The 23,486-nt window shown below is 31.2% G+C and carries 23 protein-coding genes and 3 pseudogenes; 21 read left to right on the forward strand and 5 right to left on the reverse strand.

All coding sequences use genetic code 11. The features are described from left to right. From Q0714_RS03695 to Q0714_RS03760, 14 genes and pseudogenes are all read left to right on the forward strand, one after another. A pseudogene (locus tag Q0714_RS03695) lies at positions 1-186 on the forward strand (hypothetical protein); the annotation flags it as partial. 206 nt (positions 187-392) lie between these two features. Next, on the forward strand, positions 393-1,259 hold the full coding sequence (locus Q0714_RS03700; protein WP_298262965.1) for an AraC family transcriptional regulator: 867 nt from the start codon (positions 393-395) through the stop codon (positions 1,257-1,259). Positions 1,260-1,338: 79 nt separating this feature from the next. Beyond that, positions 1,339-1,908: a sugar O-acetyltransferase gene (locus tag Q0714_RS03705; RefSeq protein ID WP_298262966.1), complete on the forward strand. Its 570-nt coding sequence runs from the start codon at positions 1,339-1,341 to the stop codon at positions 1,906-1,908. After that, complete coding sequence (locus tag Q0714_RS03710; protein ID WP_298262967.1) at positions 1,905-2,354, forward strand: cyclophilin-like fold protein; 450 nt, start codon at positions 1,905-1,907, stop codon at positions 2,352-2,354. Before Q0714_RS03705 ends, Q0714_RS03710 begins: the two co-directional genes overlap by 4 nt. Before the next feature lie 17 nt (positions 2,355-2,371). Beyond that, on the forward strand, positions 2,372-2,875 hold the full coding sequence (locus tag Q0714_RS03715) for a cupin domain-containing protein (RefSeq protein WP_298262968.1): 504 nt from the start codon (positions 2,372-2,374) through the stop codon (positions 2,873-2,875). Between the two features lie 124 nt (positions 2,876-2,999). Then, entirely contained in the window at positions 3,000-3,959 is a 960-nt protein-coding gene (locus tag Q0714_RS03720; protein ID WP_298263369.1) for an alpha/beta hydrolase, read from the forward strand. A 236-nt stretch (positions 3,960-4,195) separates the two neighbouring features. Next, positions 4,196-5,029 (forward strand): AraC family transcriptional regulator, encoded by an 834-nt coding sequence (locus Q0714_RS03725; RefSeq protein ID WP_298262969.1) that lies wholly within the window; start codon positions 4,196-4,198, stop codon positions 5,027-5,029. Between the two features lie 96 nt (positions 5,030-5,125). Beyond that, complete coding sequence (locus Q0714_RS03730) at positions 5,126-5,695, forward strand: YceI family protein (RefSeq protein ID WP_298262970.1); 570 nt, start codon at positions 5,126-5,128, stop codon at positions 5,693-5,695. A gap of 43 nt (positions 5,696-5,738) precedes the next feature. Further along, positions 5,739-6,263 (forward strand): YceI family protein, encoded by a 525-nt coding sequence (locus Q0714_RS03735; protein WP_298262971.1) that lies wholly within the window; start codon positions 5,739-5,741, stop codon positions 6,261-6,263. A 4-nt stretch (positions 6,264-6,267) separates the two neighbouring features. Beyond that, positions 6,268-6,699, forward strand: a complete 432-nt coding sequence (locus tag Q0714_RS03740; RefSeq protein ID WP_298262972.1) for a DoxX family protein — start codon at positions 6,268-6,270, stop codon at positions 6,697-6,699. A gap of 30 nt (positions 6,700-6,729) precedes the next feature. Beyond that, positions 6,730-7,617 carry a 4,5-DOPA dioxygenase extradiol gene (ygiD, locus tag Q0714_RS03745; protein WP_298263371.1) on the forward strand — a complete coding sequence of 296 codons (888 nt, stop codon included), beginning with the start codon at positions 6,730-6,732 and terminating at the stop codon, positions 7,615-7,617. A gap of 188 nt (positions 7,618-7,805) precedes the next feature. Then, entirely contained in the window at positions 7,806-8,012 is a 207-nt protein-coding gene (locus Q0714_RS03750; RefSeq protein WP_298263384.1) for a hypothetical protein, read from the forward strand. Further along, positions 7,987-8,214, forward strand: a pseudogene (locus tag Q0714_RS03755) (integrase core domain-containing protein); the annotation flags it as partial. The gene Q0714_RS03750 and the pseudogene Q0714_RS03755, both read left to right, overlap by 26 nt. A 140-nt stretch (positions 8,215-8,354) precedes the next feature. Then, a complete protein-coding gene (locus Q0714_RS03760; protein WP_298262973.1) occupies positions 8,355-8,807 on the forward strand; it encodes an RDD family protein in 453 nt (150 codons plus the stop codon). A 13-nt stretch (positions 8,808-8,820) separates the two neighbouring features. Here the strand turns inward: Q0714_RS03760 and Q0714_RS03765 are convergent. Together Q0714_RS03765 and Q0714_RS03770 are read right to left on the reverse strand one after the other, a co-directional pair. Next, positions 8,821-9,033: pseudogene (locus Q0714_RS03765) on the reverse strand (IS110 family transposase); the annotation flags it as partial. A gap of 192 nt (positions 9,034-9,225) precedes the next feature. Next, positions 9,226-9,537, reverse strand: a complete 312-nt coding sequence (locus Q0714_RS03770; protein ID WP_298262974.1) for a helix-turn-helix domain-containing protein — start codon at positions 9,535-9,537, stop codon at positions 9,226-9,228. A gap of 161 nt (positions 9,538-9,698) precedes the next feature. Here Q0714_RS03770 and Q0714_RS03775 point away from each other — a divergent pair, with 161 nt between their 5' ends. From Q0714_RS03775 to Q0714_RS03805, 7 genes are all read left to right on the forward strand, one after another. After that, the gene (locus tag Q0714_RS03775) at positions 9,699-10,628 is read left to right on the forward strand and encodes a ClpXP adapter SpxH family protein (protein WP_298262975.1); all 930 of its coding nucleotides are present in this window, start codon (positions 9,699-9,701) and stop codon (positions 10,626-10,628) included. Between the two features lie 399 nt (positions 10,629-11,027). Next, the gene (locus tag Q0714_RS03780) at positions 11,028-11,744 is read left to right on the forward strand and encodes a CPBP family intramembrane glutamic endopeptidase (protein WP_298262976.1); all 717 of its coding nucleotides are present in this window, start codon (positions 11,028-11,030) and stop codon (positions 11,742-11,744) included. A 107-nt stretch (positions 11,745-11,851) separates the two neighbouring features. Next, complete coding sequence (locus tag Q0714_RS03785; RefSeq protein WP_298262977.1) at positions 11,852-13,042, forward strand: aspartyl protease family protein; 1,191 nt, start codon at positions 11,852-11,854, stop codon at positions 13,040-13,042. 168 nt (positions 13,043-13,210) lie between these two features. Further along, on the forward strand, positions 13,211-14,086 hold the full coding sequence (locus Q0714_RS03790; RefSeq protein ID WP_298262978.1) for a TraB/GumN family protein: 876 nt from the start codon (positions 13,211-13,213) through the stop codon (positions 14,084-14,086). Between the two features lie 328 nt (positions 14,087-14,414). Continuing rightward, positions 14,415-15,431, forward strand: a complete 1,017-nt coding sequence (locus Q0714_RS03795; RefSeq protein ID WP_298262979.1) for a hypothetical protein — start codon at positions 14,415-14,417, stop codon at positions 15,429-15,431. 122 nt (positions 15,432-15,553) lie between these two features. Further along, a complete protein-coding gene (locus Q0714_RS03800) occupies positions 15,554-16,084 on the forward strand; it encodes a hypothetical protein (protein ID WP_298262980.1) in 531 nt (176 codons plus the stop codon). A 99-nt stretch (positions 16,085-16,183) separates the two neighbouring features. After that, positions 16,184-17,005: a carboxypeptidase-like regulatory domain-containing protein gene (locus tag Q0714_RS03805; protein WP_298262981.1), complete on the forward strand. Its 822-nt coding sequence runs from the start codon at positions 16,184-16,186 to the stop codon at positions 17,003-17,005. Between the two features lie 44 nt (positions 17,006-17,049). On the opposite strand, the gene Q0714_RS03810 is transcribed toward Q0714_RS03805, so the two are convergent. The 3 genes from Q0714_RS03810 to Q0714_RS03820 all read right to left on the reverse strand — a co-directional run bounded on the left by Q0714_RS03810 (position 17,050) and on the right by Q0714_RS03820 (position 23,448). Next, a complete protein-coding gene (locus Q0714_RS03810) occupies positions 17,050-17,877 on the reverse strand; it encodes a prohibitin family protein (RefSeq protein WP_298262982.1) in 828 nt (275 codons plus the stop codon). 71 nt (positions 17,878-17,948) lie between these two features. Beyond that, the gene (locus tag Q0714_RS03815; protein WP_298262983.1) at positions 17,949-19,115 is read right to left on the reverse strand and encodes an efflux RND transporter periplasmic adaptor subunit; all 1,167 of its coding nucleotides are present in this window, start codon (positions 19,113-19,115) and stop codon (positions 17,949-17,951) included. A gap of 4 nt (positions 19,116-19,119) precedes the next feature. Beyond that, positions 19,120-23,448, reverse strand: coding sequence for a CusA/CzcA family heavy metal efflux RND transporter (locus tag Q0714_RS03820; RefSeq protein WP_298262984.1), 4,329 nt, complete (start codon positions 23,446-23,448; stop codon positions 19,120-19,122). Positions 23,449-23,486: the final 38 nt, after the last annotated feature.

Below are 23,486 nucleotides of genomic sequence, written 5' to 3' on the forward strand. Positions count from 1 at the left end.
AAACAACAAATAAAAAATACTAACTTAGCTAAAAAGATTGTAAAACGTGCTGTGAATATTTATAACAATCTTAGACCGCATTTAAGTTTAGATTTATTGACTCCAAATCAAGTGCATTTAAATCAAAATACAAACTATAAATGTTATCGAAGAAATAAACAAAATTTACAGTATCTGACTATTTAAGAAAAAAATAATTAACAAAAAAATGGTCAACCTATATCAGTATAATACAAGCCCACCGCACAATTAAGCGAAGCGAATCACGAACACCTATATAAAAATGAATATGTGTGAGTAAAAAACCAAAAGAGCTGTTTCTTGCCAACGCACGAAAGAGAATAATCACTTAAACAGAACAAAGATTTGTTTGAATTTCTTAACTTTGCACTATGTCAAGAATCTTATCAACATACAACAGCGAGTTAAAACTAAAAGGCTTCAATGTCTTTCAGATTGAGAAAGACGGCAATGCCACCAAAGCGTACAGCCGAAAGGATTTTTATAAAATCTGCCTGACCACGGGCAAAAGCCGTATCCATTATGCCGATAGGAGTTTTGATGCCGAAGGAACTATTTTGTTCTTCGGAAACCCAAACATTCCCTACTCTTGGGAAACACTTTCTACCCAGTATGTGGGCTACACCATTCTATTTTCGGAAGACTTTTACACTTCGGGAAAACATTCGGAAACCTTGCAAAAATCGCCTTTGTTTAAAATGGGCGGCACACCGATTTTGGATATTTCGGAACATCAGAGACAGTTTTTAAACAGTATTTTCCAAAAAATGATTGAAGAACAACAATCTGACTATGAGCATAAAGATGACCTTATTCGCAATTATATTGACTTGATATTGCACGAATCCCTAAAATTAAAACCGTCTGAAAATTACAATCAGGACAAAAACGGAGCAGAACGATTGACCAATGTTTTTATGGAGCTCTTGGAAAGGCAATTTCCCGTGGAAAGTCCCGACAGACCGCTTCTATTAAGAACCGCTAAAGATTATGCAAAAGACCTTTCGGTACACGTTAATTACCTAAACCGTGCCGTAAAGGAAGTTACGGGAAAAACCACCACAACCCACATTTCGGAACGTATTACAAATGAAGCTAAAGCCATTTTGCAACACACTAATTGGAATGTTTCGGAAATCGCATACGCTTTGGGATTTGAGTACCCAACTTACTTTAATAATTTCTTTAAAAAACAAGCAGGAGTAAGTCCATCTTCCGTTCGGTTGGAAAAAGTTTGAATTTCATAATCATTGATTTGAATATCTTTAACAGCACCTATTAAAATCGCCCGACCTTCGTATTATAAAAAATACAAAGATGGGAAAGTTAGATATTTTTGAGCGATTGAGAAACGGAGAAATTATTCCTTCCAGCGACAGCCAAAGAAAAGAATTAAGAAATGCTTCATACAACACGAAAAAACTGCTCGTGCAAATGAACAATTCAACTGACCCAAATGAAATCAGAAAATTGTTAAGCCAAATCACAGATTTGGAAATTGACAAAAGTACAGCCGTATTCACACCGCTTTACATCAATTACGGAAAGCATACCAAAATCGGCAAAAACGTATTCATCAACTTTGATTGTGTGTTTTTGGATTTAGGTGGCATTACCATTGAAGATAATGTACTGATAGCACCAAAAGTCAGTTTGCTGTCCGAAGGACACCCCATTTCGCCCGAAGAAAGACATTCGCTTGTTCCAAAACCTATCCACATAAAAAAGAACGCTTGGATTGGTGCAAATGCCACGATTTTACAAGGTGTAACCATTGGCGAAAATGCTATTGTTGCTTCGGGTGCAGTCGTTTCAAAAAACGTTCCCGACAATACAATTGTAGGCGGTATCCCTGCGAAAATCATTAAAAACATTGAACAAGTATGAAAAAGCTGTTTTATACAATTATTCTTTTATTGGGCTGTACGCAACTGCACGCTTGTAATAAAGACAAGGAATTGAACACAACAAATCAGGAAACTATGAAACTAAAAATAACCATAGGAGAAAATACGGCTACGGCTATTTTGTACGACAATCCCACAAGCAGGGATTTTGTTACAATGCTTCCGCTTACCGTAGCAATGGACGATTATGCCAATACGGAAAAGATATTTTATCCGTCCCGAAAACTTTCTACCAAAGACGCCCTCAAAGACTTTAAACCGTCCGAAGGCGATATTACGCTGTATGCCCCTTGGGGAAATATCGCTCTGTTTTATAAGGATTTCAGTTATTCCAACAGCTTGATTCCCTTGGGGAAAATCACAAACGGAATAGAATATTTCAAAGCGAAAGGAAAAATTACCGTAACGATTGAATTGGAACAATAACACAAAAATTAAAAGATATGAACAAGTACATCAAAACGATTGCAATACTCACAGGAAGTTTGTTTCTGATAACCGCTTGTAATTCAAATACCGAAAAAAATCAAGAAAATATGAAAACAGACAAAAATAAGTTGGACGCTATTTTCCCAAAAGGCGAAAAAGGTTCAGCAGATCTTTTTACCGGAAACGCTTACAATATTGGATTAGTAGCACCAGATTCTACATTTACTACGGCAGTAGGGAACGTGTATTTTGAACCCAGAGCAAGAAGCAATTGGCATACGCATCCAGCGGGTCAAATTCTGATTATTACAGATGGTGTTGGCTACCACCAAATTGAAGGACAGCCCATTGAAGTTATCAAAAAGGGAGATGTGGTAAAATGTCCGCCAAATGTAAGACATTGGCACGGAGCAAGTCCTGATGTGGGTTTACAACAGCTGTATATCGTACCCAACACCGAAAAAGGCATCGTAGATTGGCAAGAAGCCGTAACGAATGAACAGTATAAAAAAGAATAAAATGAAAAAGAGAAAAATGAAAACGAGATTAATAGCAACAATGACTTTTTCCCTGTTACTATTGGGAGCTTGTCAACAAAAATCAGAAGTTAAACAAGAAGAACAAACACAAAAAACAGAAACCATGAGCAATACAGTAGAACATTATACTTTTGAATTAAGCAATAAAGTAACACGCCAGAAAGTAACGTTTAAAAATCGCTACGGTATTGAACTTACGGGCGATTTGTATATTCCGAATAATGGCGGAAACAATTTGCCTGCATTGGCAATCAGCGGACCTTTCGGAGCAGTAAAAGAGCAATCTTCCGGGCTTTATGCCAACCAAATGGCAGAACGCGGATTTGTAACGTTGGCATTCGACCCGTCCTACACAGGCGAAAGCAGTGGCGAACCCCGCAACGTGGCTTCGCCAGACATCAACACCGAAGATTTTAGTGCAGCTATTGACTTTCTTGGTTTGCAGGATAATATCGACAGAAACAAATTAGGTATTATCGGAATATGCGGTTTTGGCGGTTTTGCCTTGAATGCCACAGCCGTTGATAAACGCGTAAAAGCCGTTGCCACAACCAGTATGTACGATATGTCCAGAGTAAATGCAGAAGGCTATTTTGGTTCTACCACACCAGAACAACGTACCCAAATGTTAGAACAAATGAGTTTGCAACGTTGGGAAGATGCCAAAAACGGAACTCCTGCTTACCCTACAGAACACCTTCCTGAAAAACTAACAGGAGATGAACCTCAATTTGTACAAGAGTATTATGATTATTACAAAACCGAACGAGGGTATCACGAACGCTCTTTAAACTCAAACAACGGTTGGACAACCACGAATTCCATTTCGTTTATGAATATGCTGATTTTGACCTACATTAAAGAAATTTCACCAAGACCAATGTTAATAATCGTAGGTGAGAATGCCCACTCTAAATATTTCAGTGAAGATGCCTATAAAAATGCTTCCGAACCCAAGGAATTGATGATTATTCCAAATGGTGTACACACAGATTTGTACGATAAAATAGATATAATTCCATTTGACAAATTAGAAAAATATTTTAAGGAAAACTTGAAATAAGAAAAAGGATATAGCTTACGCTAACCCAAACGCTGACGGACTATCGAAAAAAAAAGACAGCGTGTACCTTATTTTTATGTTCATTGTAAGGAATTTTCTGCAGAGAATTCCTTACAATTTGCTATTTTATCCTTATTTTGGAAATCCTGAAACTTCGGGGTGAGCAAATTTTAACGTAATCGGGACCATAGCCAACTCTCTAGTGAGAACCTTAAAAACAACGTATAGCATACCAAATGAACAAACTCTTCCATATATTCAAAGTTGACGAAGAAGAAGCCAAAAAAATTTCTTCCCAACCTGACGAACCCCACAACCACGAGTTTGAAGAGTTATTAATTGGCATTGAAGGTGAATTGGAGCATTTCATTGATTTTAACACTACCAAAATCCAATCTCCTTTTGTGAGTTTCGTAACCAAAGGAAAATTACACAGAGTAGTTCCGAAGCTACATAATGGCAAATGTGATATTTGGGCAATTCGTTTTAAAAGCGAATTTATTCCAGAAACAACATTTCAACTCTATTCGTTTTATCATACTCAAGCAAATTTAGAACTTGAAAAAGGACATTGTTTTCAGAGACTGGTTACCCTTTGTGAAATGATGTATGCCGAAACACAACAAGATACAACAGACCTTTCCATAATAAGGCAACTATTGGGTGTCCTGTTCACGATGATAGAAGCCGAACGAAAAAAGTTAGAACCACAAGACGAGCCTATTCAAAAAACGCAACATATATCCTTCGGAAACTTCCTGACGATTCTTGAAGAAAATTACCGAAGACCACTTGGCGTGGAATTCTATGCAGAAAAACTTTTTATGTCGTCAAGGAATTTGAACATCATCTGCCAAAATATTTTAGCACAGAGTGTTTCAGAAATAATCGAAACCCGAAAATTAATTGAAGCTAAAAACCTATTAATCTCTACAGAAAAAACCATATCTGAAATAGCTTATGAACTGGGCTACAATGAGAATTCTTATTTTTCTAACGTCTTTAAAAAAAAGGCAGGGCAATCGCCAGGTAAGTTCCGTGAAGAGATGAAAAATAGGTTGATTTCCTAAATCTACACTCCTCTTACCGAAAAGTGTAATTCGCTTCATCGTAAATGCTACTATCTTTGTAATCAAATATTATTAACAATTAAATTTTATATGATTATGAAAAAAGTACTGATTTTATTAGCAATTACATTTTTGAATGTAAACGTATTCGCGCAAGCAAACTGGAAGGTAGACCCTTACCATTCGTCCTTAAATTTCAATATTTCACATTCCGGAATTAGTATCGTGAATGGGAAATTTATGGAATATACCGGAAACCTTACTACAAATGGGGAAGCTTTGGAAGAGGCAAATGTTGATTTTACTGTTAAAGTAACAAGTATCAATACAAATGTAGAAAACAGGGACAACCACTTGAGAAGTGCTGATTTTTTTGAAGTTGAAAAATATCCGGAAATGACTTTTAAAAGCACGAAAATCTTAGCTACTGGAAAACCTGAGCAATATCTATTATATGGCGACCTAACCATAAAAGATGTAACCAAACCCGTAATTTTTGATGTGTACTATGGCGGAACTGCCAAAAGTGACCAGGGCGAAAAATTGGGATTGAAAGCCAAAACCACCATTAACAGATTTGACTACAATATTAATTACGATCCTACCGCAGCAGGTATTGGCAAAGATGTAAACATAGTAGTGCACTTACAGTTTGCCAAGCAGTAATACGTTTAAAAATTATCCAATAACGTTAAAAAAATATAAGAAAATGAAAACAACAAAATGGGCAATAGACCCAACACACAGCGAAATTACATTTAAAGTAAAACACCTGATGATTTCTAATGTAAAAGGAGAATTTAAAACCTTTGAAGGAACCATAGATGGCGAAGATTTTACAAAATCAAAAATATCGGCAAGCATAGATGCAAGCTCTATATCAACGAATAATGATGATCGAGACACACACCTAAAAAGCGCTGACTTCTTTGAAATAGAAAGTTATCCGGAAATTACATTTGTGAGCAAATCCATTAAAAAAGTAGATGATGATGAATTCAAATTAGTAGGCGACCTTACAATTAAAGGGACTACAAAAGAAATCACATTAGATACCGAGTTTGGAGGTTATATGAAAGACCCTTACGGAAACGAGAAAGCAGGTTTTTCCATAAATGGTAAACTGAACCGAAAAGACTATGGACTCAATTGGAATGCCGCCTTGGAAGCAGGTGGAGTAATGGTCGGAAATGAAATAAAAATTAATGCAGAAGTTCAATTTGTAAAACAATAAAAAAATGAAACAGTTAATTAAAAAAAGTTTTAGTTCTAATACAACACAGAATAACATATCCATTGCATTATTGATACTACGAGTTGTAATTGGAGGAATGATGTTGACTCACGGATTAGGTAAACTAACAATGCTTTTTGGCAATGACCCAATTCAATTTTTAGACCCTTTAGGAATTGGATTAACTGCATCTTTGGCTCTTGCAGTTTTTGCCGAAGTAATCTGTTCAATCTTTTTGATTTTTGGAGTAGCAACACGGTTTTCAGCCATATCTTTAAGTATAACAATGTTTATTGCTGCATTTATTGTTCACTCAAATGATGATTTTGCAGCTAAAGAAATGGCATTACTTTATCTTTTAATTTATGTAGTGCTTACAATTGTTGGAGCAGGAAAATACTCAATTGATAATTGGTTGAGTAAAAAGATAGCTTAAACAACTTTGTGTTATATAATGTTACATAAAATGAATAGAAAACAATTTTTAAAATCAATGGCTTTATTGCCTTTAATACCTTACAGTATGACTTTAAAAGATTTAAACAAAATGACTTCAACAATGAGTAACACAGGCAAAATGCCTGTGCTATTCTTAGGTCACGGCAGCCCTATGAATGCCATTGAAGAAAACGAATTTGTTTCGGCATTCAGAAAATTAGGTCAAGAAATTATAAGACCAAATGTGATTCTTTGTATTTCGGCACATTGGGAAACTAAAGGTACCTTTGTTACAGCAATGCAAAATCCACCAACAATTCACGATTTTGGGGGCTTTCCGCAAGCCTTATTCGATGTTCAGTACCCTGCACCGGGAAGCCCAGAATTGGCGGAAGAAACCAAAAGTATTATTACCAAGACAGAGGTAGGATTGGACGATAAGTGGGGATTTGACCACGGAGCTTGGAGCGTAATCAAACATTTATATCCAAATGCCGATATTCCGGTCATACAAATGAGCATTGATTATTCAAAACCGGCAAGGTATCATTACGAATTGGCTCAAGAGCTAAACAGCCTTCGCCATAAAGGTGTTTTAATTATTGGAAGTGGTAATATGGTACATAACCTTCGTAGGGTTGCCTGGAACAAGCTAAACGAAGAATTTGCTTTCGATTGGGCTACAGAAGCAAACGAAAAAATGAAAAACTATATCTTAAGTGGGGATTTTCAACCTTTAATCGACTTTAAATCACAAGGAAAAGCCTTTGATTTGGCCATTCCGACTCCTGAACATTATTTGCCTTTACTTTATACCTTGGCATTGAAAGAAGAAAATGAGAAAATAACACTATTCAACGACAAAGCAGTCGGAGGCTCGCTAACAATGACTTCTGTAAAAATCGAATCTGTATAAAAAACAGAAAAATGTCAAGTAGGTAAAGGGGGAGTTTCCCCCTAACCTATTCAATTAACCGTGCTTGATGCTCTCACATCATACAGCTCACCTTGACAAGTCTAAGATTTAAATTCATCTTGCCAATGCACAATCAGATTGGGATAGTGCCTAACAGTTTCTCGTAACAATTTATATGCAAAGAACCAATGTTTTCGCACTGGCAATCTTGGTCAATGAAAAATACACATTCACGTTATTTCAGTGAAGATGCCTATAAAAATGTTTCCGAGCCAAAAGCACTGATGATTATGATTACTCCAAATGGCGTACATACGGACTTGTACGACAAAATTGCTGTTATTCCTTTTGATAAATTGAAAACGTTTTTTAAAGAGAAACAACATCAAAATTAGTATTACAGAAGAAAATCATTGTTACGAAAATGCCATTGCAGAGCGTGTAAACAGAATCTTGAAAGACGAGTTTTATCTTGATCAAACCTTTGATACTGTGGCTCACGCTAAAAAAGCTACAAAAAGTGTAATTAATTTATACAACCAAATAAGATTACACGTATCTTTAAACTATAAAACAACGTATAGGTATACAAATTAACAGCGTAAAATCAATTTTAACCTGTAGCCATATTTCAGGACGAGACATTAAGATGAAACTAGTATTATAAATATATAATCGTTCTGACTTAACAAAGTAGACTTTTAGGATAAAGTCCAAAAAAAACAATTACTGTAAAAATGAAGAAACACAAAAATAAAGCATTGAATAATAAAGATTTTTCTAGTTATTCAGTACATTCAATTCTTCGTCTAATTAATTTTATTATTGATACAGTTGTTTGGTTAACTCTTTACTTTTTGGTCGCTTATATTTTAGACCTTTATTTTGTCAGATTTAGTTCATATTTGATCAATTATATATACAGTATTTCTTTAGGATTAATCCTTTATTTGACCTACTATTCTGTATTGGAATTTTATTTTCATAGAACGTTAGGAAAATTTTTAACGAGAACTCAAGTTGCTAACGTAAATGGAGGTGAGATAACTTTCTTAAGAATTTTTAAAAGAACAATATCAAGATTAATCCCAATAGATATTTTTTATTATTTATTTTCAAAAAAAGGACTTCATGATCGACTATCAGACACACTAGTAATAAAAACTAATGCCAACAAAGAACTGAGCTAAAAAACAAGCATTTTTAGACTAATTTAGAAACAAAATTTTCATCATAAGGTAAACCAGATTTAACAATTGTAAAAGCTTGTTTTAGTAGTTTATTACAAACCGCTTTCCTTTAGCTACAATTCTTTTATAAAGTTCTTTACAACCTTTGTAGTATTTACTAACAATAAAACTGCATAAAAATAATAGTTTTTTTATTCCCAATTTTACTAATCCTAATTCTTCTTCTCTCTTATTTTTCCTGATTAATAATTAAATTTAATAAATTGCTAACTTAAGATGTACAACCTCAATTACGACGGATTCGATTTCTTCCGAATCTACTCGGAATTGCTAACACCTGTGCTTAACCGAAAATTAACGCATATTAACTCGTAACTGACAGTTATATGAGACCATTAGCCGCAAGTATAACAACATCCTACGATAACCCTTCCAACTGTTTTAAGACAGGAATTAACGACTTCCCCTTTTCGGTAAGATTGTATTCTATGTGTAAAGGTTTTTGCTTTATGACAACTTTTTCCAACAAGCCAACATCTTCTAATTCACGTAAAGCAACGGACAATGTTTGTTTGTTTGAGCCATGAATTTGACGTAACAGGCTACTAAACCGCAAAGGTGCTTCAACGGCCAATCGGAAAATTTCAGGTTTCCATTTACCTGAAAGTAACTTTAAAAGCCCTTGTGCAGGACAGGTTTCCTTACCATCTCTCAAATTTTTAGTAGTCATATAATTCTGACTTATTGCAAGAATTTTTTAAACAATTTAACTTTGCACCACAAAGATATAACAATAATGTTAAACAATGACGAAACACAAAACAGTGATAACGCTTCTTTTAATAACCACATTAATCAGTTGTCAAGGACAAACAAATAATACTAAAAATAATGGCTAACGAAACATCAAAAAACAATCCCCTAATGTGTAACCCTGTTGATGGAATTTGCGAAATATTAGATAACACAACAAAAACAGAAATCGCTGTTCAAAACATAAAAAAATCTGTTAAAGTTGTTTATTTCACAGATCCGATTTGTTCTTCATGTTGGGGTATTGAACCGCAATTAAGAAAACTGAAATTAGAATACGGCAACAGCATAGAAATAGAGTACCGTATGGGTGGCTTGTTGCCCGATTGGAGTTATAACAGCGGTGGCATAAGCAAACCGTCTGATGTGGCACACCATTGGGACGAAGTAAGCGTTTATTACGATATGCCTATTGATGGGGACGTTTGGTTAGAAGACCCTTTATCGTCATCTTATCCGCCTTCAATAGCTTTCAAAGCCGCACAAATACAGAGCGAAGAAAAAGCCATTTCGTTTTTAAGAGAAATCCGTGAAATGGTTTTTCTTAAAAAAAAGAACATTACAAAGTGGGAATATTTAGAAACAGCTGCTAAAAAAGTCGGTTTAAATGTAAAGCAATTAAAAACTGATTTTGACGGCAAAGCAAAAACACTTTTTGAAGAAGATTTGAAGTTGGCAAAATCGTATGGAGTAAGAGGTTTTCCGACTATTTTCTTTTTAGATAATTTTGGCAATAAAGAAATTGTATATGGTTCAAAGCCTTATCCTTTTTATGAAACATCTGTTTTGAAACTTTACCCGGAAGCAACCAAAAGTGAATACAGCAAAAATTGGGAAACGCTATTCTCAAAGTATCATTCTTTGACGGCAAAAGAATTTTCTGAACTTTCAGGAACACCAAAATCAGAAAGCGAAAAACAATTAAATGATCTTGTAACAAAGGAACATTTAGAAAAGCTGATGACTAAAAACGGTGCTATTTGGACAATAAAGAATACCAGCCGCTAACAAGGATTTGGCCACAAGTTTGATCCGTCATGAATAAAGGCTACATAATTTAAAATATTATGTATAAACCAGACGTTACAACGAGCATTAAAGCTGTTGTAACTCCCATATATTGAGAACTTTTAAGGAACAAAAAACAGCTTTTGAAGGGATTCCTAGTGCTTTCTCTCTGTATATCTTATTTTTAATAGTTGTTAGGCGCAATGCAACAAAACCTTAAACTTCATCGTCTTTCATAAACAAACCAATAATTAAAGCCTTATGCTAGAAAATTTGTCGGAGCGTAGAAAGACTTGGAATACAATTTTTCTATTTCTTATAATCGTTATTGTTCTCACTTCCCCTTTCCATTATGCTATAGTAAATTTATATCCTTCACGGATTTATGTTGGAGCTATAATGTGGTGTCCTGCAATTGCAGCATTTATTACCTTAAAGATAAAAGGGCGAAAAATTTCATCTCTAAATTGGAATTGGGGAAATTGGAAATATATCCGATTATCTTATTTTATTCCTGCCTTATATAGTGTAATCACTTATGTATTAATTTGGATATTCGGATTTGGAAATTTAGCAAATGGAGACGTAATAACAGACTGGGGAAAAGAACTTGGTTTGTTTGGAATAGGCACATTAAATCCAATGGAAATAACAATAATAGCCATTATCTTATTAGGTACTGTGGAAATATTAAGAGCCTCTGCAACAACTTTAGGAGAAGAAATTGGGTGGAGAGGTTTTTTTATCTATGAATTGAGAAAGGTACTTTCATTTACAAGTACATCAATTTTTAGCGGATTTATTTGGGCTTCTTGGCATTGGCCATTGCTTGTTTATTACAGCAATAATGTGCTATTGGAATTTACTACATTTTTTATAGTAATTATTTCTATGTCATTTATTATAACCTACTATACTTTTAAATCTAAAAGTATATGGCCAGCAGTAGTTTTTCACGCAGTAAGCAATGTGTATATTCAAAAAATATTACCACCTCTAACAATGAAAACTGAAGGAACTGAATATTGGCTTGGTGAAAATGGGATTATGTTTGCCATCGTTACTTGTTTCTTTGGAATTTACTTTTGGAGAAAAGCGATTAAAGAAAAATTATAGAAAAAACACAGCGCCTAACAAAGAACTAAGCTAAAAAACAAGCATTTTTAGACTAATTTAGAAACAAAATTCTCAACATAAGGTAAACTATATTTAACAATTGCATAATGAAAAATAACTATAACATATTAATATTTATTTGCCTTACGGTTCTATTAACTCAAGGATGCTCTGTTAAATGGACTGAATCAATAAAATACGGAAGTGTTATCAATAATAAAAATACTACAGAAGTTGTAGATATTGAAATTCGAAAAAAACTAATCATTGTACCCATCACTATAAAAGGAAAAAAATACAATTTTTTATTTGATACAGGTGCTCCCTTCAGTATATCAGAAGAAATTCAGAAGAAGAATAATTTCAAGGTAGTTAGTAAAAGTAATATTGTAGATAGTGATTACAATAGAAAAAAAGTCAAATGGGTACAAGTTGATTCAATAAACATTGGCAATGTGTTGTTTCAGAACCAAACTGCATTTATTGGAGACTTTAATGCAAATCCAATAATGAAATGTTTGGGAATAGATGGCATTATTGGCTCAAATTTAATTAGACAATGTAATTGGACAATTGACCAAGAAAAATATTCTTTGTCCTTATCTAGAAAAATGGAAACAGATACTCTTAAAGAGAGTATTGTTTTACCTTTTAAAACTGATTACCAGTACAATATTTTTATAGATGTTAATCTTGGACAGACTAATATTAAAAATATTTTAGTTGATTATGGTTCTAACGGAGCTTTTGCTTTGAGCGATGAAATATTTAATGTACTTAAAGAGAAGAATATAATTAGTGAAACATTTATGGAAAAAGGGACTAGTCAAAGTGGAATTATAGGTAAACCTGTTAAGCTTAATAGAGAGATAACATATTCAGATTCTTTAAGAATAAATAACTTAAATATCAAAAATGTTATGATTCAAACTGGAAAAACAGTTTCACTTGGTAATGATTTTCTATCAAGATTTAAGGTTTCTATAGATTGGAATAACAAAAAACTTTACCTTGTAAAATCGGATAAAATAATAGATAAGAATAATAAAACTGGGTTTACAATAAGCTACACAGTAGAAAAAGGTATTTATATTCAATCCGTTATAAAAAATTCAGATGCTTACTCTAAAGGGATTAGACCAAATATGAAAGTAATCAAAATTGATAATCTAGATTTTGAAAACGGAAATGATTTCTGTGATTATATAGACATCAAATTAAACGATGATATCATCCTAGAACTGGTTAATTTACAAGGAAAAAGAATAAAATATCAAATTAAAAAGGCCTTATTATAAAAAACTAATCCCTACTAATTATGCATGACATTTCACTTTGTAAAATGTTTGTTTTATATTTAACCCGCTTGATTTATACAGTAGAAAAGTCTCTGATTTTTTCCACAATCTGAAAGTCATAGCTTTAACCGTTGACATATTTCAGAAATAGACATTAAAGAAATTACAATGAAAAAAATTACTACAATATTATTCTTAATATTTACTACAACATATTTGATAGGCCAAAACAGTAATGATTCACTAAAACATAAAACAGTTCTTTTCAAAATAACTAATCAAAATTCAAAAAACATATCATATCTTTTCGGAACCCATCACGCTTTTGGAAAATCATTTTTTGACTCTTTGACAAGGGCTAATCAAGCATTGGAGTCCTGTGATTTATTGATAAAAGAAAATTTAAATATTCCAGGAAGAATGGCTGAGGATATTATTAACCAAAGAACAAACAAAACCAAGTGGAATAAATATTTGAATAAAATTGACTTGATATTCGTTAAAACCCTTTTTGATAAAAGTCCTACTGATTATAACAAAATGACTCCAACTGAAATGTATGTTTTTCTAAACAGATATTTCAAACAACAAATATGTTTAAATAAAAGTGCTAACGATACATCACTTTCTTTAGATGACTATATAGGCTCTAGAGCAATTGAACAAAATATAGAACTTTATGGACTTGAAACAACTGAAGAACAAATAGACCTAATAAATAAAGATGTTGAAGGAATGCCTCGAAAAAAACATAAAAAAAGGCTTACTAATATTATTCGAAAGATTAGTAACGAAGATTCTGATTACTGCGAAGAAATTGATTGGTATTCTAATATGGAAGTTAGCTATCAACTGAATGTACCTTGTAGTAATACGCTTATGCTAACTGACAGGAACAATAAGTGGATTAAACCAATTAAAGAATTACTTGAAAAGAAGAATTGTTTTATAGCTGTTGGGTTGAGCCATTTAATGTATGAATGCGGACTGATAAACCAATTAAAGAAGCTTGGATATAACATTACTCCAATAGAACTAAAATAAAAACTAACACGAAAAATAGCTATAAATAATTACTTATTCTCGCTTACTTCTGAAAATTCTCACAGATTTTCTATTTTATTTTTGTATTTGATAAATTAGTTGCTTAAAAAACGCTACTATACTAAGCATTTAAAAACATCTTGCTTCGTTATAAATAAAAGACGTTATGAGTAAATTGAAAATTTTAGCTGAATCTGCCTACTATAAAAACAAATGTAGAGTCTCTCAAAAAAAGTAGAATAAAAAATTACGATTGTAGCAATACTAAAACAGGTAAAAGAAAGTGCTCCTTTTTAAAAAAATTAAATTTATAAGAAATAAATAATATATGAATCTAAAAAAAGAGTTAATAAATATTACAGCTGAGTATTTTGAAGCTACCATTAATTTTGAGAAACTCACTGAAGCATCAAAAAAATACAAGAAGTTATTAAACGATCTTAGTAATATTGAAATTGACAATGAAATTGGGCGACAAGATATAGAGCTTGAAAACGGTAAGGCACTTGGTACATTTTGGGCAGCTTCATGTATTGATGATATGGTAAGAACTAAAAAATTTATTAAAGGAATAGATGAAGCAATTCAAGAAAAAATAAAAAAAAACAAGAGTTTACATATTCTATATGCTGGCACAGGTCCATTTGCTAGTTTAATGCTTCCAATAATTCTTAGATACTCTAGTCATAACATAAAATACACTTTATTAGAAATAAACCCTTTAAGTTTTAAAATATTAAGTAGTATAATACAAAAATTGGGATTAGAAACTTATAATATTCAACTAGTAAATGAAGATGCAACGAAATATAAGGTTGATACTAGTATTCCAGATATAATTGTGAGTGAAACAATGCAAAATGGTTTAGATAAAGAACAACAGGTTGTAATTTTTTATAATTTAATGAGTCAAGCAAAATTAGATACAATTTTTATACCCGAAAAAATAGAATTATTCATTGGATTGAAAGAATCTAAAATTCCAGCTGAAAAACTTCAATATAAACATTTTCATAAACAACATAAAGTATTTGAACTTAGTAAAAATACGCTGAGCTTTAAAAAATGGAATTCAAATAATTCAATTAATAAACTTACCTTTCCTCAAATACAAACCATACTAAAAAAAAATACCTTAAAAAAATTTAATCAAGTAGTATTAATCACTGAAATATCAATATTCAATAATAAAAAAATATCGTTTAATGAAAGTGGCTTAACAATTCCTAAATATCTTAGTAATATAAATCATAACATCACAAATTCATTAATTATTAATTCTCAATATATAATTAATCCCGAACCAAGACTTAAATTTGAAATTAACCCACAAAAGCTAAACTAAAATTTAAACAATTTCTTAAAACAATCCTTAAATATGAATAAAGAAGAACTAAACAAGTTTTTTGTATATGAAAAATATGAAAAATTTTTACAATAAAATTCATCACAAAACTTTTATTAATTATGAATAAACTACCCTATTTTAAAATTCCAAATTCTCCAAAAAACTATAGTGCAGGAAATGTAATTTCAAAACTACTAGATGGATTAGGCTATAGATATTATTGGGCTACAGATGGAATAAAAGATATTGATTTGGATTATAAGACATCGGAAGGAGCAAGAAGCACATTTGAGGTTTTAATTCATATATGTGATTTAACTGAAGGCATTCTTAAAGTAGCAAAACAAGAAATAATAAACCCTCCATTTAACTTTAAAAAACTAACTTTTGATCAAGTAAGAGAAAAAACTTTGTACAATATTGAAACTTCAAGCAATATATTTAAAACCAAAAATAATGTAGAATTAACTAATGTGGAATTAATTTTAGAAACTAATAACAACCTTACAAAGTTTCCTTTTTGGAATGTTTTAGTAGGTCCAATAACAGATACTGGATACCATATTGGACAAGTTGTAGCATTTAGAAGAGCTTCAGGAAACCCAATGCATCAAAATGTAAATGCATTTTTAGGCTATACTAAAACATAAACTTTAAAATTTAATTATTATAAATAAAATTAGCCAAATAAACATATTCTTTTGTATTTTATTAACTTTAAGTATCAATATAAATTAGTATAATTGCATATGATAAAAAGAATATTATACCTCACTATATTTTTGTTTTCTGTGTTAGGATTTACTCAGGAAACAAAATCTAATGATACAATTAAAAATAATGAAGGCTTACTTGTTTTTTTAAGAGGACAAGTGATTAATAATTCAGATAAATCTCCTTTATCAGGAGCACATGTTTTTAATTTAAATTCAGTTGTAGGTACTGCAACAAATGATCAAGGTAAATTTGAAATTGCTACTAATGTTCAAGATACCATTTATATTTCATATCTAGGGTTTCAATCAATTAAATTGAAAATTACTAACGATTTATTAAAAGGAAATGAATTGGTAATTGAATTATACGAAAAAACTGAAGAAATTAATGAAGTTGTTGTAAAATCACATAAACTTATTGGAGTTCTTGAAATTGATGCTAAAAATGTTCCTAAAGATAAGTATGCTCGAATTCACATCAACGGTTTACCCCAAACATATGAAGTTGGTGTAAAACAACGAAGAGAATTTAATTCACCTTTAGATGCTGTATTTAGACCTATTGATTTTGTATATAATATGTTTGGAAAACAGCCAAAACAACTGAAAAAATTAAGAAAATTAAGAGATGATGATAAGTTGCGTACTATGCTAGAGGATAAATTTAATAGAGAGTTAATGATGGAGTATTTAAATATGGATGCTCAAGAATTAAACGATTTATTAAATGAATGTAATTATTCTGACAACTTTATTAGAACAGCTAGTGATTTACAATTAATTGAAGCCGTCTTGCTATGTTACGAAAATTACAAAGCAATTAAAAAAGGAAGCACTATTAGAGAAAAAAACTAAATAAAAAAGGCAACCAATTGGTTGCCTTTTTTATTTAGTTTTTTTTATTGATTTCCTAAAATAATTGGTAAACCATCTTTTCCACTTCCAATAACAATAACTTTACTATTAGAAGAATTTGATAATTGAAGTGTAGCTTCAATACCTTTATCTTGTAAAATTTTATCAGTTAAAGATGCACTTAAAATACGGTTAGCATCTGCCTTACCTTGCGCCTCAATACGTTGTTTTTCAGCTTCTTTTTCTGCAGTAACTAATCTAAATTCATATTCTAAAGATTCTTGTTCTTGTTTTAATTTACGCTCAATAGCGTCTTTAATTGTTGGTGGTAATGTTACATCACGTACTAAAACTTCATTTAATTGAATGTACTGATCTTCTAAAATTTTCTTAGTTTCTTCAAATATTTCATTTTGAATGACATCTCTTTTACTTGAATAAAGTTGTTCTGGAGTATAACGTCCAACTACACTTCTAGCTGCAGAACGTAAAGCTGGCTTAATAATACGCTCTAAATAACTTTCTCCAATTTCTTGATGCAATTTTCCTAACTCATTAGCTTTAGGCAAATACCAAGTTGATGTTTCTAGCAAAATATCTAAACCATTAGATGATAATACTTTCATTTTCTCATAAAGCTCTTGCTGACGTACTTCATAAACGATAACGTTATTCCAAGGTGCTACAATGTGAAATCCTTCTCCTAAAGGTGGTTCATCAGTTACTACACCTCCTCCAAATCGTTTCCATAAAACACCTGCTTCTCCCGCCTCAATGGTAACTGTAGATTTTGATAAAAATATGATTGCCACAATACCTATAAGTATTAAAGGCATTAATGTTTTTGGTAATTGTAATTGTCCGTTGCTCATTTTTAATTGTTTTAATTTATTTTGTCAAAAATACAAAACAGAATCCATAAAACTTAGTTTTGCAACATTATTTAATGACTGTGCCCTCCGCCACCTTCTTCTAAGGGAATAAAAGCTCCTTTAATCAAAATTTGTTTATTAACCATCAATTTTTCATCATCAATAATCTCAAACCAATCTTCATTTTTAGCACCAATTTTCACTTTCACCTTTTCAAAATTATAGTTTCCATTATCTTGAGAATTTAGAGCTAAAACATAATGATTACCATCTTCTTCCAATAATGAACTAGTTGGCAATGCTAATTTTTCTTTAGAATCTGTAACTATTTCTGCTTCAACAAACATCCCAACTAAAAATGGTTCAGATTCATCTTCCAAATGCCCATGAACTTTAGTAGTTCGTTTCATTTCATCAATAGCAGTGCCTATTAAATGAACTTCAGCATTATATATTTTTTCAGAATTTTCAGGAGTTTTAAACTTAATTTGCTGTCCTTCTTTAACTTTTAACACGTCTTTTTCAAAAACAATTAGTTCTACATGTTTATGTTCTATATTTACCACTTCTAAAATTACATCTGAAGCATTCATAAATTTACCAACACTAGCATTCACCTTTGTAATGCTTCCTGATATAGGTGCAAAAATTGAAATTTCTGAGGTGAAATTTCCAGCCTTAACATTGGTAATATTAATATTCATCATTCTCAATTTTTGTTCTAAAGAATTTAAATGGGCTACTGAACTTTTATAATCGCTCTCGGCTTTTAAGTAATTTTTTTGTGAAGATATTTTTTCTTCATATAAAGTTTTTTGACGCTCATATTCATTTTTTAAATACTTCAGCTTTTCAAATACTTCTAAATAATTTTGTTGAATTTCAATAAAATCCGGATTCTCTAAAGTCAATAATAATTGTCCTTTTTTTACTTTATCACCTATTAAAAGTGGAGATTTTTTAATAAAGCCTTCCATTATTGCACTCACTTTAGCTTTACTAGCAGGTGGTACATCAATAAAACCATTGGTAATTATACCTTCCGAAAAATTTTGTTTTGAAAGATTACCCATCTCCATATTTGAAGATTCAAATTGTGCTTCTGAAATAGTTATAAATTCAGGTTCTTTAATTTGTTCATTCACTGTAACTTTTTCATCTTTTTGTGATGAATTACAAGAACTCATTGCAATCACTGTTACAATAATTAATAATATATATTGTTTTAATGTTTTCATTTTTTTATAAGTTTAAATAATTTATTTCCAAAGCAATTTGATTGTACTCATTTAAATTGGTTAAATAATTGATGGTTATTTGATTTGAAGTTTCTATACTTTGAATGTATTGGAAAAAATCAATTTCACCATTTTTATAACTTGAGGTAGCTGTTTTTAATATTTCATTAGCTACTACATTCCCACTCTCATTAAAATAAGTTAACTGAGATTCTCTTTTTTGAAGCTCTTCTAACAAAATAATGTATTTAGAATTTAATTTAAATTTGGAATCAAAAGCCTTTTCGGAAGCAATATCTTCTTCAATTTTTGAAGCTGCTATTTTACTTGATTTTCCAAAGAAAAATAGAGGAATTGAAATTCCTGCTTGAAAACTATTAACAGAAGTACTAGCTTTTACATCTTTACTATTAAAATAATTAAACTGTAAATCAGGCAATAATTGTTGAGTTTCTATTTCTTTTTTAGCGCTATAAAACTTACTGTTTTCAGTATAATACTGTTGAAGTAAGTGATGCTCTAAGTTAAGGTCAGAAATTTCAATTTTTGCTAAAGGTTCTACCGAAATCTTGATTTCATCCTCACTTTGTAACAATCCTTTTAATAAGGTATATGCTATGGTAACTTCATTTTTAACTTGGTCAACTTCTGTTGCATACTGTTTATATTTAGATTTTGCTGTAATCATTTCTAAATAATTAGATTCACCTAATTCAAATTTACGTTTTGCTGCGTTTGAAAAATTAAAATATAAACTATCCATTTGAGTAACATAACTTAATTTCTCATTTAAATACAAAATTTTATAATAGGATTTTGAAACATCTTTAATTAAGTTAATTTTAGCCATTTCATAAGATAAACTTGCCAAGTTTGAAGTAATTTTATTTGCTTTTTTTCTTGCAAAATATACCGTTGGAAATTCCATAGTTTGGTCAATTCCATACGTTTCAAAAGGAGTTCCATCTATACCCAAATTAGTTTTATCTTTTGTGTAATAAAATTTAGTTTTATCCATTTCAAAAGCAGAAGAAACTAATTTATTATTTTTAGTGACTTCTAAAGATTTTATGGCTAATTCTTTATTATTTTTAATAGCTATTTGTATTGCTTCCTCTAATGAAATTGATTTTTTTTGAGAAAAACTAACTACAGGAACCAGTAATAAAAGCAATAACAATGTTTTAGGTACTTTTTTTCTTTTTTTCATTTTAAAACTTTTAGTGTCAAAAATTGAATACAATACTGGTAATACCAGCATAGTTAAAATTGTTGCTGTAACTAAACCACCAATAACAACTGTAGCTAACGGTCTTTGAACTTCAGCTCCAGCATTGGTTGAAATCGCCATTGGTAAAAATCCTAATGCTGCTGCTGCTGCTGTTAAAATCACAGGTCTTAAACGTTCCTTTGTTCCTTTTAAAATTCTTTCATGTACATCATCAAACCCTTGTTCTTTTAAAGATTTTAAGTGTTCTACAAGTACAATACCATTTAAAACTGCAATACCAAATAACGCAATAAATCCTACACCTGCTGATATACTAAAAGGCAGCCCTCTTAACCATAGGAAAAGAACGCCTCCAACTGCAGATAATGGAATTGCAGAAAAAATCATTAAGGCTTCTTTAATAGAATTAAAAGCAAAGTGCAAAAAAATAAAAATTAAAAATAATGCTATTGGGACTGCCAATTTTAGACGAGCTTTTGCACTGTTTAAATTTTCAAATTGCCCACCATATGAAACCGTATATCCAACAGGCAATTCTACTTGACTTTCAATAATATTTCTTACATCTTGCACTACAGACTCCATATCTCTATTTCTAACATTAATTCCTATAACTATACGTCTTTTAGTGTCGTCTCTAGAAATTTTTGCTGGTCCTTTGGTATATTCTATAGTAGCCACCTCATGCAGTGGAACCTTGATACCTGTAGGTGTATCTACATATAAATTTTTAAGATTTTCAATATTTTTTCTATAATCGGGATGTAAACGAACCACTAAATCAAATTTGCGTTCACCTTCAAAAACACTTCCCAGTGAGTTTCCTGCAAATGCCATAGAAACAATTTCATTTAAAACTTGAATATTTAGTCCATAACGAGCTACTTTTTTTCTATTATAAGTCACGGTCATTTGTGGAAGTCCATCAATTTTTTCAACAATAATATCTGAAGCACCTTCTACATTGGCTATTTTATTTTTTATCTCATCAGCTTTTGAAGCCAAAATAGTTAAATCATCTCCAAATATTTTTACAGCTACATCAGCTCTAACCCCAGTAATTAACTCGTTAAAACGCATTTCTATAGGTTGAGTAAATTCAAAATCGATTCCTGGTATTATGGCTAATTTTTCTTTAAACATATCTGCTAATTCATCTTTTGAATCTGCAGAAACCCATTCTCTTTTTGGTTTTAATTTAATTATTACATCACTTTCTTCCATAGACATTGGGTCTGTTGGAACTTCGGCTGCACCAATACGTGAAACTACTTGAGCTACTTCTGGGAAATTCTCTAATAAAATTTGTTCAATTTGAGTGGTTATTTCAACCGTTTTGGTTAGTGTTGTACCTGTTTTTAATACTGGTTGTATTACAAAATCTCCTTCATCTAAAGTTGGAATAAATTCTCCTCCCATTCTATTGAATAATACTCCAGTTACAATCAATAAAATTGAAGATAACGTAATTACAATTTTTTTATTTAACAACGACCATTTTATAACTGGCTCATACATTTTATAAAAAAATGTCATTAATCTTTTTGAAATATTGTTTTTAGTAACTTTTTCAGGCTTTAAAAAGATGGATGAAATAACAGGTACATAAGTAAAACATAAAAACATTGCTCCAATTAATGCAAAACTAAAAGCCATTGCCATTGGTTTAAACATTTTACCTTCCACCCCACTTAAAGATAAGATTGGAATAAATACAATTAAAATTATTAATTGACCAAAAACTGCTGAGGTCATCATTTTAGAACTGCTTTCATAAGTAATATTGTCAATACTTTCTTGACGTTCATTTTTATTGAGTAGCATCAGTTCTTTTCTACTACTTGTAATTTTAAAAGCAATGAATTCAACTATAATAACAGCCCCATCAATAATAATCCCAAAATCTATAGCTCCTAAACTCATTAAATTAGCATCTACACCAAAAATGTACATCATTGATAATGTAAAAAGTAATGATAAAGGTATTACCGAAGCAACTACTAAACCAGAACGTAAACTTCCTAGTAATAAAATAACTACAAAAATGACTATGATAATTCCTATAATTAAATTCTCAGCTATTGTAAAAGTAGTTTTCCCAATCAGTTCACTACGCTCTAGAAAACCATTAATAAAAACCCCTTCTGGTAATGTTTTTTGAATCTCAGCAACACGTTCTTTTACTGCTTGTATTACTTTATTAGAATCTCCATCTTTTAACATCATTACCTGACCTAAAACTTTCTCCCCTTCACCATTACCTGTAATAGCACCAAACCTGTTGGCAAACCCAAAGTTTACATCGGCAATATTTTTAATTAAAATTGGAACTCCATCAACATTTTTAACCACAATATTTTTTATATCATCGAGAGATTTAATCATTCCTTCTCCACGAACAAAATAACTTTCATTGGTTTTTTCAATATATCCTCCTCCAGCAACGCTATTGTTTTTTTCTATTGCATCTAGTACTTGAGAATGGGTTATATTCATTGATTTTAATTTTTCAGGATTTAAAGCAACCTCATACTGCTTTAAAAATCCACCCCAAGTATTTACTTCTACTACACCTGGAATTCCTGATAATTGACGTTTTACCACCCAATCTTGAATAGTACGCAATTCCATTGCAGAATATTTATCTTTATATCCTGGTTTGGTATCAAGTGTGTATTGATAAATTTCACCTAATCCAGTGGTAATTGGTCCCATTTCTGGACTTCCAAATCCTTTAGGAATTTTTTCAGAAGCAGACTTTATTTTTTCGGCTATTAATTGTCTAGGTAAATAAGTTCCCATAGCATCATCAAAAACGATGGTTACTACTGATAATCCAAATTTTGAAACTGATCTTATTTCAATTACGCCTGGTAAATTAGCCATTTCTAATTCAACAGGATAAGTTATGAATTGCTCAACATCTTGAGTTGATAAATTTCTTGAAGTGGTGATAACCTGTACTTGATTGTTTGTTATATCAGGTACTGCTCCTATTGGAATTTGAGTTAAAGAAAACAACCCAAATCCAAAAATTGCGGCAGTTATCAATAAAATAATAAGTTTATTGCTAATACTTAGTTTTATAATTTTTTGTAACATAATTAATTAGTTAGTAATTTATATTGCTGATAATTATG

It is taken from the genome of uncultured Lutibacter sp. (assembly GCF_947493565.1).
In the GTDB taxonomy this organism is placed as follows: Bacteria; Bacteroidota; Bacteroidia; order Flavobacteriales; family Flavobacteriaceae; genus Lutibacter; species Lutibacter aestuarii.